Here is a 14,733-nt window from a genome sequence, read left to right on the forward strand (position 1 = left end):
TCTTTTATCGTCATATTCATATGAATATGACGATAAATTTAGATCTATTTATTATGAATTTTTATCGGTAACTCAATTAAAATATTAAATTTATGTACCAAACATTCCATAATACTAAGCTGTAAACTACTGCTTTCTCTATTACCGAGCCTGTTTTAAACGTAATGAAGAATCGTTTGTGTTTTTTGGAAAAAGGATAAATAAGAGGAATTCCTTTCTTTGTTACATAATCTGCTGATAAGTGTGAGATAACTCCGATAATCAGCCCTGATAAATAAAACCACGGTACGTTCAACCATTTTTCAATAAACAAGCTATATCCAACTAGCATTCCTACAAATAGTAGAGAATGAGTCATTTTGCGATGGCCTCTAATCATGAACAGGATAGGCAGTAAAAGCATAAGAAAAACCTTCAGCTCTTCCCTGTATAGATCAAGATATCGTGGCGCAAATAAATAAATTAAAAATGTAAGAATGAAAAGTGTAAGCAGTCCTCTCCAAAACTTATGGCCCAGTCTAGAGTTAGGCATATCAATATCAGGTAAAAGGGATCCGAACAAAACAAATCCTAAGAAAAAAACGGCTGATAATGGTTCACTAGAGTAAGGGTTAAGCTGCGGAATTAAAGTTAAGGCTCCTACTCCAAATGTTATTCCAACGACTTGATGTCCTGTTGCCATCATGATGTTTCAAGTCCTTTCCATCTTTCCTTTTTTCATTAGCTCTATTAAACCTCCGTGTAGATTTTCCAGTAAAGCTCCCGTTACTGGAAGACTCAGTTTCGAGATATTTTGAGAGAGGGAAGGTCCTGCGGGGGACGATTCCGGACCTTGCCGAATTAGAAACTCGAAACCACTTTAGACATCAAATGTGATCATGAGGCTATTCTTATGCTATATAACGATGTGAAATAGCCTGTCATAAAAGCATTTAGGACCAATATGATGGAGAGCATTAGCTCTTATAAAAGTGTCCGTTATTCTCACTTGGTTGGGTTGGTGGGGAAATAGCGAGACTCCCATGGGAGAAGGAACTAGGAGAGATCCCGCAGGGAGTGTAACGAGCGAGGAAGCTCACCGTTCCCCCATAGGAAAGCGAGTTATTTCCCCACCAATTAACGTAACGGACCCAGATATCTCGAATCCGAGTCTTCAACTAAACGGCCCTATAGTTTAAGAACTTTTATAGAAATGAACAACAACGTTTAATAGAAATTTCCCGTATAAATAAACCCACACTCATTCATGTGGGTTGTTTTAGTTGCTTAGCAATCCTTTTCGGGTAAACCGACCATCTGAAACTTAGGGCCCTCCATCGTTTGTTTCCCTTCGATGGTTAGCTCTGTTGTTAAATGTTCGATTCGTTTATCAATAGCTACAGGAATAGCGTTCAAATGATACAGCTCATCATCTGCTTCAGGTTCACCTATTGTCATTCCGATGTCAGGCTCGCCACAGCCATATCCCGCAAAGTACAAACGTAAACAGGCCGCCTCTTCTTCTTCGAGGATCTGAAGCAACAAATCTCTAGCCCCATCTGTTATTTTCATATAAAGACATCTCCTTCGACTATAAAATACCATAAACGTGCCCCACATATGAATCGAAAACGCTTATAGACCATCTATAAGTTTAAGTTTGTACTTTAACCCACAAAAAAACACCTCCAGAGTATTCTGGAGGTGTTTCTATTGGTTTATTACACGGCCTTAGTATTAATTTCTACATTAATGTTGCCGCTTGTTGCTTTAGAATAAGGGCATACTTTGTGTGCTTCCTGAGTAAGTTCCTCTGCTTCTTCCTGAGAAACACCTTTAACTTGCACGTTCAGAACCACACCTATTTTAAAACCATTATCTGCTTCATCTTTTAGTAAACTCACATCAGCAGTGACTTCAGAATCGATATCTTTCTTCTTCTTGCTCGCAACTAGGTTTAGAGCGCCATCATAACAAGCGGAATAAGTAGCTGCAAATAGCTGTTCAGGATTGGATCCTTTTTCATCACTTTCACCAGGCATTACGAGGTTGAGATCGATTAAACCATCACCAGATTTAACTTGTCCATTACGTCCGCCTTGCGCTGTTGCATGAGAAGTAAACATTACGTTACTCAATATCATCACTCCTTAGTTTTGTATTATAATCATTCACAACATAGGTTTACCTCAAATTCAACCAATCTAAACCTCGCTACCCTATCCAATCCTAAACTCTTCTTTTAAAGATAGCGGAGCAGTCTTAACCATCCATTGCGTTATATATGTGAACACTGTTAAATCATCAAATAAACCGAATACAACTAGAAAATCAGGAATCACATCCCATGGAAAGAGTATATAACCAAAGAGAAACAATACCGAAAACCACTTTTTTCTTGCACTTACTTCTTTCGAACGAAAAAATCGCAGCATAAACGGAACTGATTTCCTTATATTAAAAACAAATTTAATTCTGCGCCATAATCTGAGCATCAGTTTCCTCCTTTCCCCTGCCTATTTCTATACCCTGAAGGTACTGCTTTCTACTCATTCAGTCACAATTGCTTAATTAAAACGTATGCTTTAACATAAAAAGAAAAGTTCCTGCTTTTGGTTGTAATCGTTACATAAATACCTGCTACAACCATTTTTATAAAGAATGCCGGAAGAGATAAAGGGGAGAAGTCTTTAATGAAAATCCTGTTACTGAATGGTACCATTGTCGGAAAGAAAACGAGAACACTGCTTGACGAAATTGACAAATACATTCAAATGCTGCCGGAATCCCATGAAACTAAGATCATTGACTTAGAAAATTACGACCTTCAGTTTGTAGATGGTCGCCCGACTAACGAATATAATGAAGACATGCAGCAGCTCATTAAAGAAGTAGAGAATGCAAACGCTTATGTAATTGCGTCTCCTATTTTCCAAGGGTCAATCCCCGGAACTTTAAAAAATTTATTTGATGCTGTATCTCCGCTTGCTATGCGATATAAACCCGTATCTATTGTAGCTAATGGCGGAACCCTTCAGCATCACTTGGTTATCGAAAATCAGCTAAAGCCGATACTAAATTACTTCAGGTGCATGGTTACACCGAATTATGTCTACACTCATACGAATCACTTCTCTACTCAAGGAGAACTGATTGATGAAGACGTACGAAATCGCCTTCAAGAGATGATTAAAGTCTTCAATCAGTACATGCAGATGAGTCAAGAGATTGAATTAGATAAGTAAAAGCCTTGCCACTATAAGTGGCAAGGCTTTTACACATGAGATAATACTTTACTTACATAACTTTGGGTTTCCTGGAATGGTGGAACCCCTCCATATTTATCTACATTTCCCGGGCCAGCGTTATAAGCAGCCAGCGCTAATCTGGAATCTCCTTCATAACGATCGAGCATCTGTTTTAAATACTTCGTTCCGCCCATCACATTTTCTTCAGGATTAAATGGGTCTTTAACCCCCAGTCCTTCGGCCGTTGAAGGCATTAGCTGCATAAGCCCCTGCGCTCCGGCGTGGCTGACCGCATCTGCATTATAATTGGATTCAGCCTGAACTACTGAGCGAATCAAATTTTCATCTATCCCATAGTGTTGAGAAGCTTTTTTGATAATTTGCTCAATATCCAGATCTTTCACCTTTGTTTTATCTGTTTCCTTTACTTCTCTCGATTCTTCCGGGTTATTTATTTTTCCTGCTTCCCGATGATTATCATATACAGGGGCCTCTTGAGATTCTTTATTATATTCCATATATATAGGCTGGACCTGAAATGTAGTGAAGCTGGTTATTCTCGATTGCGGCTGTACAGCACTTGTGGTCGGAGGCTGCGAGAAGGCTGCTTCCAATAAGTTTTGGAAGTTCGTTTCTCGACCGCTGTCATTATTGCTTTGATTAACTTTTGAATAAAGGCTCATCATAGACATAGTCTGCATTTGAATCAAAAAATTCAAGCTGCCAAAATTCATTCATCCACCTCATTGTACTTTAGTGACTAAAGTTTACCTCATCCTTCCATTCTCTACAATAAAATTCGTCAAAATAATACCTTATTTTCCAATTGAACCCAAAAGTTGAGAAAATGTAATCGAAAAAACACCAATGATTTAAAGTTTTTACACGGCTTTTTCCCAAAGCAGCAGGAAGGCTATCAATGGTACAATAATATTATCAAAAGAGATGATTAACTATTTCATTCCCTCGAAAATAGTTATTTTATAAAGATTTATGGTCTATAGTGATGACTTTTCCGTTTTACTGGCCTTATATCTGTCCTCTCTTTTGTCTCTTACGTCGAATCACCCTATCTATTTTTCCCCGCCAGGAAAAATAGACCTGTAGCTTTCATGGCATGTCTCCCTTCATTTAGAAGCGCACTGCCATGCCCCTCTTTGACATACAAAGAGGGGTCTTTTTTTGTTCATATTACGCTCCTGGTCGTCATTATTACTCATAACCCCAGCTTGTCCACCAAACTCCCTTACTGTGTAACAAAAAATTTTCAACGTTCAGAAATATTAGCCGTTGACAGCACATATAGTGTTAGTAAAGGAGGGGTGCAAAATGGTTGGATTTAATTTTGATAATTCGTTCTTTAATTACTTAGCGGCAGTAGTAGCGAGCTTCTTTTTACTCTGGCTGTCTGAATTTGGATCAATAGCAGACAATGAATTTTTTTCAGCATTGTTCTTCTATGTGGGTGCAATTGGCATGGCCTTATTCTCATTCGTAATAATATTCTTATCACTTTTCAATCTCTTCTCCAGACAATAAAAAGTACCACAAAACTATAAAAAGCTGTCTCAGTAAATTCTGAGACAGCTTTTCTTCATTCATTCTACGATCACATCGATATGTGATGGCTTAACATGAATCGAAACGGGAAGGGAATCCCCTTCTTCTCCGTCTACATTGGTAACCAGGTTTTCAGAAGACGTAATCTCCAGGTTCTGGGCAGTGAAGTACTCTACGTCACTCTGATCTTTAAGATTTCCTCTCAGAATAGACGATACAATAGTAGCCAGCCGGACAAGATTTACATTTTTTATTACGTAACAATGTAAAAGTCCATCATTTACTTCTGCCTGTGGTGAAAGATTTTCTAATCCTCCAGTTGAATTCGTTAAGGCAGCGAGGAAAAGAAAAGATTCGCCTTCCCAAGTTTTATCTCCATATTCGATCCTTAAAGGATAGCCCGTGTCGCCAGCCAGGGTTTTTAACCCCTCCATGACATAAGCCAGCGGCCCGAATTTGGTTTTTTGTTCTGGACTGACTTCATAAGTAGCTTCGGCCAGAGCCCCTATTGCTACAATATTCACGAAATAACGGTCGTTAAATCGGCCAATGTCTACTTTCTTTGAATGATCCGAGCGGAGCACATCTACGGCTTTTTTGGGCTCTAAAGGAATATTAAGAGCTCTGGCGAAATCATTTACGGTCCCGAGCGGTATGATGCCAAGTAACGGACGATGTGTTTGATCCACCATTCCGTTAATCGTTTCATTCAAGGTGCCGTCTCCGCCTAGAGAAACCACTAAATCAAATTCATCCTTACAAGCATTTTGACAATATTTCATGGCATCGAATTCTTTTTCCGTTTGAGATACTTTAACTTCATATCCTTTATCCTTTAAGATCGCTTTGATTTCTTCTACATAATCTACTGCTTCTTCTTTTCCGGATGAAGGATTGACAATCAGCATTGCTCTCATCATTTGTATCCCCCTCTCTATTCACCTGGCTTGTTTATTCCTTATATTTCAGAGGAAGAAACAATGAAAAATCACAACTTTGATTGGTCATTGTTATTCACTATTTTTTCCAAACCACGTGGTATTCTGGAGTATCTTTAATCACCTGATGGGCGAATGAACAAACAGGGTCAATCTTCAGTTTGTTTTCTCTTGCATAGTTAACGGCATGATCTACTAAGTCACTTCCCAGACCGTTCTCTCGTTCGGAAGGTACCACAACCGTGCTTAAAATTTTCATAGTATCTCCATGTTCTTCGAAATCCAGATGAGCATCGGGCTCCCCCTGAGCTCCTATATAAAATCTTCCTTGATCATTTTGTATAGCTTTACTCATATTATCTACCTCTCCTTTCAATTATCCTACAACAACCATACCCTGAATAAGGAAGAGATATTCACCTAATCCCTTTTGATTAATAAAAATAAGACGCTTAGTGCCGGTTTGAACCTTTAAAGAAATGCACAGCTAAATCATAGCGCTTATTACTACAGATAAGCTCCCGTTTGTGGAAGACTCAGTTTCGAGATAAATGGGCCCGTTACTCTAGATGGAAAAGGGTTGGTGGGGAAATAACTCGCTTTCCTATGGGGGAACGGTGAGCTTCCTCGCTCGTTTCACTCCCTGCGGGATCTCACCTGATTCCTTCTCCCATGGGAGTCTCGCCATTTCCCCACCAACCCAGCGACGGAAGATTAACGAACCCTTCCAAGAAAGTGAATGTTCTCCTTCTAAATAGGTCCTAAATGCTTCTATGACAAGCTTTTCCACATCGTGCTAGCATGAAAATAAAATCTTTATTCTATGCTTTTTCCCCCAAGCAGACCGTGTGTTAAGTGGTTTCGAGTTGCTGTTTCGGCTAGGTCCGGAGGGGGACTATGTAGACTCCTGTGGGATGAACATGATCGGTGAGACCCCGGAAAGCTTTAGCTTGAGGAGGCTCAGCACATGCCCACGGAAAGCGAAATCGTCCCCCGCAGGACCTTCCGCTCAACAAATATCTCGAATTCGAGTCTTCCACAATCCGGCCCTATAGTGTAAGAGTTTTTTATTAAACTCAACACCTAGTTAAGGGAAACGGGAGAAGCCTCATGGAACAGATACTCCGGAATAGCTTGCAGGCTTAGTAAAGTGAAGTTTGAGACATATAAAAACACCCACCAGATCTCTCTGGTGGATGTTTCATGTGTATGATCAGGCTGTTGGTTTTAAATCTTCTTCTAATGGAATATCCTTGCTTAAGCCACGACGGGCGGCAATGAAAAAGGCTGTGACAATGGCTACGGTAATTATAGCTGCTAATAGATAGGATACATTCAAAGGAAGATTGAATCCAATCGGAGCGTTAATGATGTACGTAAAGGTTGCCATAGTCATGAAGGTCGCAGGAATAGCGGCAATAAAGTAATTTTTGCGTGATAGAAACAGGTACATCGCACCTACCCATAAGGCAATAACGGCTGTCGACTGGTTCGCCCAGGAGAAATATCTCCATAACAGCGTGAAATCTATACGAGTCAGCGCAAATGAAATGACGAACATCGGAACAGCAATCCAAACGCGGCTCATAATTTTCTTCTGGGATACTTTGATATAGTCAGCAATAATCATGCGGGCACTGCGGAAAGCTGTATCACCCGAGGTGATGGGCAGAATAATAACACCAAGGATAGCAAGAGTGCCTCCCACGGCTCCAAGCATGGCAACAGAAACTTCACTAACAACCGCTGCCGGTCCTCCGCTTGCCAATACTTCGTTCAGACCAGCCGAACCGTTGAACAAGCTCATAGCTGCGGCTGCCCAGATCATTGCAATAACCCCTTCAGCAATCATCATGCCATAAAAAATGCGGCGTCCTTGTTTTTCTTGCTGAGTCGTGCGTGAAATAATTGGCGTTTGTGTAGCATGGAACCCTGACAGGGCACCACATGAAATGGTTAAGAATAATAAAGGAAAGATCGGTGCATTATCCGGGTGCATATTGGTTAAAGTCAGTTCAGGTACTGGTGCTCCTGTAACAACCAGTGATACTCCTACACCGATAGCACTGATTAGTAGTAATGCTCCAAAAATTGGGTAGAAACGCCCAATAATTTTATCGATTGGCAACATGGTTGCTAATAAGTAATAAGCAAAAATAGCAAGTAGAATAATCGGCAGACTCAGCCAGCTGCTTGTCATATTGTGAAGCAAATCAGCTGGAGCCGTTACGAATACGGTCCCGACTAGAAGTAATAGTAAAATAGAAAATGCATTGACCACGTGTTTCATTACTTTCCCAAGGAATTTACCAGCCAGTTCTGGTAAATGAGCTCCCCTGTTTCGGATTGAAATCATCCCAGTAAGATAGTCATGAACTGCTCCGGCAAATATGGCTCCAAGTACAATCCAAAGAAAAGCCACAGGGCCGTACAGTGCTCCTAGAATTGGACCGAAAATGGGCCCTACCCCAGCAATATTTAATAATTGTATCAAAGCATTTTTCTTCTGGCCCATCGGTAGATAATCCACACCATCACTGTGAGAATAAGCCGGTGTCGTTCTTTCTTTATTTACCCCAAATATTTTTTCAACATATTTCCCATAAGTGAAATAACCAATGATTAAAAGTCCAATACTTACTAAAAACGTAATCACAAAAGTTTCCTCCCTCGTTCTATCTTTGTAATCGCTTACAAAAATAATAACAAGATAACGCTTATACCAGGAGGTTTTTGATTAACATGTCGAAAATTCAGGTTAACATGTAAAAAAACCGGTCTAAAATACAGACCGGTTTTAAAGCTCTAACTGTTTTCTTAACTCTTTAACATAATTGCGGCTGACCGAAAGCTGCTCCTCTCGGCCCCGAAGCTCTAATTGATAAGCACCATTAAACCAGGGAGTCAGCCGGTCCACGTAGTCTAAATTTACAAGATAACTTTTATGAATACGAAAAAATGAAAACCCTCTTAGACGATGTTCCACTTCCTTCAATGGCGACCTTGTTTCATAGGTATGGGTTTTCCCTACAATCTTAGTCCACCGTTCTTCTCGATATACGTAAATAACGTCCTCAGGATTAAGGTAATGAATATTGTCCTCCCCTTCTACAGCGAGCTTTGAAGGTGTCTGTACTGGAGCTTGAGGGACCTCCTTTTGTGGAGCGAACCTTTGCTCTAATTTTGTTACTGCATCTCTCAGCTCCGCTTCATCAAAAGGTTTGAGAAGATAATCAATGGCATCGTGTCTAAAAGCGTCTACTGCAAAGTCTGGATAGGCTGTAGCAAAAATAATCTTGGGAACCTTTTTCAATTCCTGAACAGCCTTTGCCACCTCCATCCCGTCCATCCGGGGCATTTCAACATCTAAAAACAGAACATCCGGCTGAAGCTGCAGAACTTTCATGATAGCCGTATCCCCAGACTCTGCTTCGCCTATCACCTGAATAGCACTGTACTGGTTTAACAGATGAACTAATTCTTCACGACTAAAACGCTCATCATCTACTACTAATGCCTGAATAGGTCTTTTCATGCCGATACCTCCTCTCTATCATGAGGAATGAGGAAAGAAATCCTCGTTCCTTTTCCAGGCTCACTGTCTATTTGCAGCATAGAGTTTTTTCCGTGTAACAACTCCAATCGTTTGTTTACATTGTATAAACCAAGCCCTGTGCCCTTTTCAGAATCAACTTCTTCAAAACCTAAATGCTGAAGTCGTTCTGGCAGTATTCCGCTACCGTTATCACTAACTGTTACACGGACTCCCTCTGATAGATACTTGATCTGAATGACTATCTCCGACTCGCCCTCTTGATCTTTTATTCCATGTTTAATGCAATTCTCTACTAATGGCTGCAGAGTAAGTGGAGCGATCTTAGCTGAGAGGGCATGATCTTCAATATCGTAGTGTACGTGAAGCTTATCGACAAAACGTGTTTCTTCTATCAATAAATAAGCCCTCACGTGGGATAGCTCCTCTGCAAGAGATGTCCATCTTTTTGTGGTTCCACCAAGGTTCTGTCTAAAGAACTTAGATAAAGCGATCAGTAAAGACCTCGCCCGATCCGGTTCTGTACGAGTGAGTGAGACGATGACATTCAAAGAATTAAATAAAAAGTGCGGGTTTACCTGGGCCTGCAATGCTTTCACTTCAGCTTCACGAGCCAGCTCATGTGCCCTTTCTGCTTCAGCAATTTCAAGCTGCTGGCCAAGCAGTGCGCTAAGTCCCTGAATCAGTTCAATCAGAACGTTTGATATCTCTTTTTCAGAATGAACATAAAACTTTAAAGTACCGATGGTTTCATTTTTGCGTTTCAAAGGAGCAATTACAGCGGCACCTAGCGGGCATCCGTAATGGTCACAACTAATATCCCTATGTCCAGCGATGACCATCTCTCCTTTTTGAATGACTTCACGTGTAGCAAGTGTTTGGATGGAGCTCCCTGCCTGGTGATGGTCATCTGCCTGACCGACATGAGCAAGAATATACTCTTTATCTGTCATTGAAATAGCGCTGACCCCCACTTCCTCATAGATAATCTGACAGGCTTTTTGGGCTGAATTTTCAGTTAAACCTTTACGAAGGTGGGAAACAGTGGATTCAGCAAGCTTTAATGCTTTCTGAGCTTGAAGTGCCCCGGCTTTTTCCTCCTCGTTTAATACATTTCTAATAATCAATAAAAACAAAGCAGAGCCAAGTCCATTGGCCACAATCATAGGAAGGCCGATTTCCTGGACCAGCTCCCAAGCTCTCTCAAAAGGCTGTGCGACCCCTAAAATAATACCCATCTGGATGGTTTCAGCCAGACCTCCAACAAGAAGAGCTGTTTTCAACTTTAATGGCTGATCTTTTTTATGAAAAAATCCTGCGATGACTCCGGCCACAATTGCTGAAATCCCGCAGGCTAATCCCGTGAATCCACCGAGAAAAAAGCGGTGGATTCCAGCAATCAACCCGGCGCCCGCCCCGATACGATATCCCCCAAATAATCCAGCGGCAACGATCCCTACTACTCTAGAGTTTGCAATAGCTTCTGACTCATTCAGTTCATAAGCCCAACTCCCAAATTCGAATGATTGGGTATCATAAGTGATTCCTGTATAGGTACCAATCATTCCAAACAAACCAAAAAAAACAATCGCCATATAATGCTGCCTTGGATTTAATGCTTTACGATCAATGAGTTCGCGGAAAAATCGAAATCTTGTAATTATAAAAGCAACGGTAACAATGATGCCCAAACGTTCAAGCATCGGTAGAAATAATTCAAACATCTCTACCATCCTTCCTCTCCTATCCATCTATTTATTATTGTAGCATGTCTGAAAACGTTTCATACCCAGGTAGATTCATGGTATGATTTTTGGTAAACACAGAAGTTCGAGGTGATCATATGACAATAAAAACAGGTATTATTCAGATGGATATCGCGTTTGGTGACCCTGAAGCAAACCGAGCACACGCCATCAAAAAAATTGAAGAAGCAGCAAGTAATGGAAGCGACGTCATTGTGCTTCCCGAACTATGGACAACGGGGTATGATTTGAGCCGGTTTGATAAGCTGGCTGAGTCGATGGACGGTCCGACGCACCAAATGCTCATGAACCTCTCTTCTAAACACCAGGTGACCATCCTGGGATCCGTCGCGGAGCGCGAGGAAGGGCATTTCTATAATACGTTTGTAGCCTACAACTCCAATGGCGAACGCATTGCGAAGTACCGGAAGGCTCACCTCTTTCGATTAATGAACGAAGAAAAGCATCTTCATTCCGGCAATCAAAAAGGAAATTTCGAACTGAACGGAGTGCCGGCAGCTGGAGTTATTTGCTATGACATACGCTTTCCTGAGTGGATGCGGACTCACATGCTTAATGGATCCAGAGCCCTTTTTGTTGTAGCAGAGTGGCCGAAGCCACGGGTAGACCATTGGCGCAACCTTTTAATCAGTCGGGCTATTGAAAACCAGTGCTTTGTTATTGCATGTAATCGAGTAGGTTCGGATGCTGCAAATACTTTTGGCGGGCATTCCATCATTGTAGACCCATGGGGTAACGTAGTTGCAGAAGCAGAAGGTGACGAAGAAATTCTTTACGGGGAAGTAGATTTTACGGATGTAGAAGCTATTCGAGAACAAATCCCTATTTTTCAGGACCGGAGACCGGATCTATACGAATAACCTAAAAAACCCTTTAGAATTCATCTAAAGGGTTTTTTCATATGCATTTTTTTGATAAAAGAAATTGGGCGTGTCCATCCTATCTTTATAGGAAGAGTGAAAGATGTGAGTCGTCGCCGGCGAAACAGGAGGGATCAACCAAGTCCAGTCTCCTGTGACCTCCCTGCCGCAAGTTTGTTCTTTCTTTTCAAAAACGCGAAACTGCTGGGCAGCTGAATGGTGATCAACCATGCTCACCTTATCCTGTTTAAAGGAATAGAGAACCGCTTGATTTAATTCGATTAACGCCCGATCCTTCCATAGGGAAGTATTTCTTCTTGTATTTAATCCCATGGCTTCAGCTACGGCCGGCAGTAGATTGTAACGGAACTCATCAGCCAAGTTTCTCGCACCGATTTCTGTTTCCATATACCATCCATTGAAGGGTGCAGCTGTATAGTCAATACCGCCGATTTCCAGGCGCATATCTGAAATGAATGGCACAGCATACCACTTCAGACCAAGATCGCTAAACCATTCATAATCCGGGTGGCGAAGGGGAACTTCCAGAATGCAATCCTCCGGAATTTCAAACCAATGGGGCTTAGAACCATCTACCTGTACCACAAGCGGCAGGACATCGAAGCTCCCCCCTCCACCCTGCCAGCCAATAGCTTCGCATTGGCGGGTAAATTCAAGGGAAGCTGGGTCACCGACTATCTCCCCGTTTACTTCGTATCCGGCGTAACGGATTAGCTGGTGGTTCCAGAATCGAATCTCCTCATTTGCCCGTTTTTGTTTAAATACTGAAATAGTCGATCGAATACGGCCTCCATTCGAAGCATATTTCATGTGTTCATATACCGCATCCCGAATCTCCTTCTCGTCTTGCAAATGGCGTTGGTCAAATACTTGCAGGCTGTTCCAAAATAACCGCCCAATGCAGCGGTTACTGTTCCTCCATGCTACTTTAGCTCCATATTCTAATTCTTCAAACGTATGTTGATAAGTACCTGAATCTTCAATAGATCGTTCGATCTCTTTCATTCTTTGAGCAGCGCCCGTACGTCCCAGTTCTTCATAGCATTCAAAAATGAACTGCTCCGCTTTCTGAAGTAATTCCCTATTCAACGTAAAGATCCCCCTGTATCATTAATCCTTTTTCCATAGTATCACAGCGTCATGCGGAAAGCAGAACCTATCGCGATTCTGCTTCACGCTCTTCGTGCTGCTTGTTGAATGGGATCCCACACACTGTTATAAGGGGGGGCATACGCAAGATCAAGATCAGCCAGTTCATCAATCGTCATATGATGATAGAGAGCTGTAGCTATAACATCGATCCGCTTATCCGTCCCTGCATGTCCTATAATCTGTGTACCAAGAAGTTCTCTGCTTTCTTTATTATAAATAAGTTTAAGAGTCATTGGATCCTCTTTAGAATAATACCCGGCTGCATGGGTTGATTCAATAGTTACCGTATCATAGGGAATATATTCACTGGCTGCTTCTTTGGCCGATAATCCAGTGCGGCCAAGAGTTAAATCGAAAAATTTCAAAATCGAAGTACCCACCACACCTTGGAATGCTTTTCTTTTATTCACCATGTTCAGTCCTGCCACTTGGCCTTGTTTATTTGCATGCGTCCCTAAAGGCACATAATCCAGCTTTTGCTTCAGACGATGATACTGGGCTGCGCAGTCCCCTGCAGCATAAATGTCCATAATACTTGTTTCCATAAAAGCATTAACGCTGATCGAATCTTGAATTCCTTTAGAGATCCCCGTTCCTTCTAGAAAAGACGTATTAGGACTGACACCTGTGGCAGCCAATACAAAGTCAGTTTCATATTCACCTTTATCTGTAACGATCGATTTCACTCGATGATCCCCTCTAAACTCTTCAACAGACTCACCCAGATTCAATTCCACTCCATGACGGTCTGCCTCTTCATGGATAAGGTCAGCCATATCTTCATCAAAAATTTTAGCCAACTGGGCACCACGATCAATGATCCGTACTTTTTTACCTAGAGTAACAAGACTTTCTGCCATTTCAAGGCCAATATAGCCGCCTCCTATAATCGTTACATTGTCAACAGGATGACTTAAATCATCCATGATGGCTTGCACATCTGGTATAGTTTTTAATGAAAAAATTCCCTCAAGCTGACGACCTTCCCAGGGAGGTATTATTGGACGCGCACCCGTAGCAATTAACAGCCGGTCGTAAGACTCCTCAACCCCTTGGTTTGAGTTATGATTGACGCCATAAACTACTTTATGATCACAGTCTACCTTGGTAACCTCATGAGAGGTGCGTACATCAATTCCATACTTATCGCGAAAGGTCTGTGGGTCTCTCGCAATTAAGTCATCTGTCGATTTTACGTCGCCGCTGACAACATAAGGCAGTCCACATTGACCATAAGACGTAATCTCTCCTTTTTCAAAAACTACAATTTCATTACCCTCACTATTACGCACGATTTGCATCGCTGCGCTCATACCTGCTGCGTCTCCACCCAAAATTACAATTTTCATTCCTAACACTCCTTCTATCTCTTCTAGTTATGCATACCCAAAAATGAAGATCTGCAAAATTCCCCTAAAAAATTAGGTCTCTTAAAATTTACTATTGATTTTCATAAGTCCTTATTACGCAATAGGGCCGGTTAGTTGAAGACTCGAGTTCGAGATAAATCGTGGTCCGATACTTAAAAGGTATAGGATTGTTGGGGAAATGACTCGCTTTCCTAGGCCCTACACGACGTAGGGTCGATCGACGTTGCCACAGGACGTGGCGACCTTAGTCGATGCTCCTTTTACCATGAGCTTCCTCGCTCGTTTC

The 14,733-nt window shown here is 41.6% G+C and carries 15 protein-coding genes; 3 read left to right on the plus strand and 12 right to left on the minus strand.

Translation table 11 applies throughout. The features are described 5' to 3' along the window. Nucleotides 1–76 precede the first annotated feature (76 nt). The 4 genes from ACTWPM_RS09345 to ACTWPM_RS09360 form a co-directional block, all read right to left on the minus strand. Complete coding sequence (locus ACTWPM_RS09345) at nucleotides 77–685, minus strand: metal-dependent hydrolase (protein WP_443132776.1); 609 nt, start codon at nucleotides 683–685, stop codon at nucleotides 77–79. Between the two features lie 581 nt (nucleotides 686–1,266). After that, nucleotides 1,267–1,551: a hypothetical protein gene (locus ACTWPM_RS09350; protein WP_443123703.1), complete on the minus strand. Its 285-nt coding sequence runs from the start codon at nucleotides 1,549–1,551 to the stop codon at nucleotides 1,267–1,269. Between the two features lie 149 nt (nucleotides 1,552–1,700). After that, nucleotides 1,701–2,117, minus strand: a complete 417-nt coding sequence (locus tag ACTWPM_RS09355) for an organic hydroperoxide resistance protein (RefSeq protein WP_443132777.1) — start codon at nucleotides 2,115–2,117, stop codon at nucleotides 1,701–1,703. Between the two features lie 81 nt (nucleotides 2,118–2,198). Then, nucleotides 2,199–2,474, minus strand: coding sequence for a YkvA family protein (locus ACTWPM_RS09360; RefSeq protein WP_443132778.1), 276 nt, complete (start codon nucleotides 2,472–2,474; stop codon nucleotides 2,199–2,201). 198 nt (nucleotides 2,475–2,672) lie between these two features. On the opposite strand from ACTWPM_RS09360, the gene ACTWPM_RS09365 reads away from it, so the two are divergent. Continuing rightward, nucleotides 2,673–3,224: an NADPH-dependent FMN reductase gene (locus tag ACTWPM_RS09365; protein WP_443132779.1), complete on the plus strand. Its 552-nt coding sequence runs from the start codon at nucleotides 2,673–2,675 to the stop codon at nucleotides 3,222–3,224. A 29-nt stretch (nucleotides 3,225–3,253) separates the two neighbouring features. Here ACTWPM_RS09365 and ACTWPM_RS09370 read toward each other — a convergent pair whose 3' ends face one another. After that, nucleotides 3,254–3,961, minus strand: a complete 708-nt coding sequence (locus ACTWPM_RS09370) for a lytic transglycosylase domain-containing protein (RefSeq protein ID WP_443132780.1) — start codon at nucleotides 3,959–3,961, stop codon at nucleotides 3,254–3,256. A 595-nt stretch (nucleotides 3,962–4,556) separates the two neighbouring features. Here ACTWPM_RS09370 and ACTWPM_RS09375 point away from each other — a divergent pair. Further along, the gene (locus ACTWPM_RS09375) at nucleotides 4,557–4,766 is read left to right on the plus strand and encodes a hypothetical protein (protein WP_443132781.1); all 210 of its coding nucleotides are present in this window, start codon (nucleotides 4,557–4,559) and stop codon (nucleotides 4,764–4,766) included. Between the two features lie 59 nt (nucleotides 4,767–4,825). On the opposite strand, the gene ACTWPM_RS09380 is transcribed toward ACTWPM_RS09375, so the two are convergent. From ACTWPM_RS09380 to ACTWPM_RS09400, 5 genes are all read right to left on the minus strand, one after another. Beyond that, complete coding sequence (locus ACTWPM_RS09380; protein WP_443132782.1) at nucleotides 4,826–5,707, minus strand: diacylglycerol/lipid kinase family protein; 882 nt, start codon at nucleotides 5,705–5,707, stop codon at nucleotides 4,826–4,828. Between the two features lie 97 nt (nucleotides 5,708–5,804). Next, nucleotides 5,805–6,080, minus strand: coding sequence for a GNAT family N-acetyltransferase (locus tag ACTWPM_RS09385; protein WP_443132783.1), 276 nt, complete (start codon nucleotides 6,078–6,080; stop codon nucleotides 5,805–5,807). A gap of 858 nt (nucleotides 6,081–6,938) precedes the next feature. Next, nucleotides 6,939–8,381: a carbon starvation CstA family protein gene (locus tag ACTWPM_RS09390; protein WP_443132784.1), complete on the minus strand. Its 1,443-nt coding sequence runs from the start codon at nucleotides 8,379–8,381 to the stop codon at nucleotides 6,939–6,941. Between the two features lie 141 nt (nucleotides 8,382–8,522). Then, nucleotides 8,523–9,260 (minus strand): LytR/AlgR family response regulator transcription factor, encoded by a 738-nt coding sequence (locus ACTWPM_RS09395; RefSeq protein WP_443132785.1) that lies wholly within the window; start codon nucleotides 9,258–9,260, stop codon nucleotides 8,523–8,525. After that, nucleotides 9,257–11,002, minus strand: a complete 1,746-nt coding sequence (locus ACTWPM_RS09400) for a LytS/YhcK type 5TM receptor domain-containing protein (RefSeq protein WP_443132843.1) — start codon at nucleotides 11,000–11,002, stop codon at nucleotides 9,257–9,259. The genes ACTWPM_RS09395 and ACTWPM_RS09400 overlap by 4 nt, the downstream gene beginning before the upstream one ends. 119 nt (nucleotides 11,003–11,121) lie before the next feature. Between ACTWPM_RS09400 and ACTWPM_RS09405 the strand changes: the two genes are divergently transcribed. After that, nucleotides 11,122–11,904 (plus strand): carbon-nitrogen family hydrolase, encoded by a 783-nt coding sequence (locus ACTWPM_RS09405; RefSeq protein ID WP_443132786.1) that lies wholly within the window; start codon nucleotides 11,122–11,124, stop codon nucleotides 11,902–11,904. A 24-nt stretch (nucleotides 11,905–11,928) separates the two neighbouring features. Here the strand turns inward: ACTWPM_RS09405 and ACTWPM_RS09410 are convergent, their stop codons facing one another. Beyond that, complete coding sequence (locus ACTWPM_RS09410) at nucleotides 11,929–13,014, minus strand: nitric oxide synthase oxygenase (RefSeq protein ID WP_443132787.1); 1,086 nt, start codon at nucleotides 13,012–13,014, stop codon at nucleotides 11,929–11,931. 83 nt (nucleotides 13,015–13,097) lie between these two features. Next, on the minus strand, nucleotides 13,098–14,426 hold the full coding sequence (locus tag ACTWPM_RS09415; protein ID WP_443132788.1) for an FAD-dependent oxidoreductase: 1,329 nt from the start codon (nucleotides 14,424–14,426) through the stop codon (nucleotides 13,098–13,100). Between the last annotated feature and the right edge of the window lie 307 nt (nucleotides 14,427–14,733).

This window comes from Halobacillus sp. K22 (assembly GCF_052246795.1).
Taxonomy (GTDB): Bacteria; Bacillota; Bacilli; order Bacillales; family Halobacillaceae; genus Halobacillus.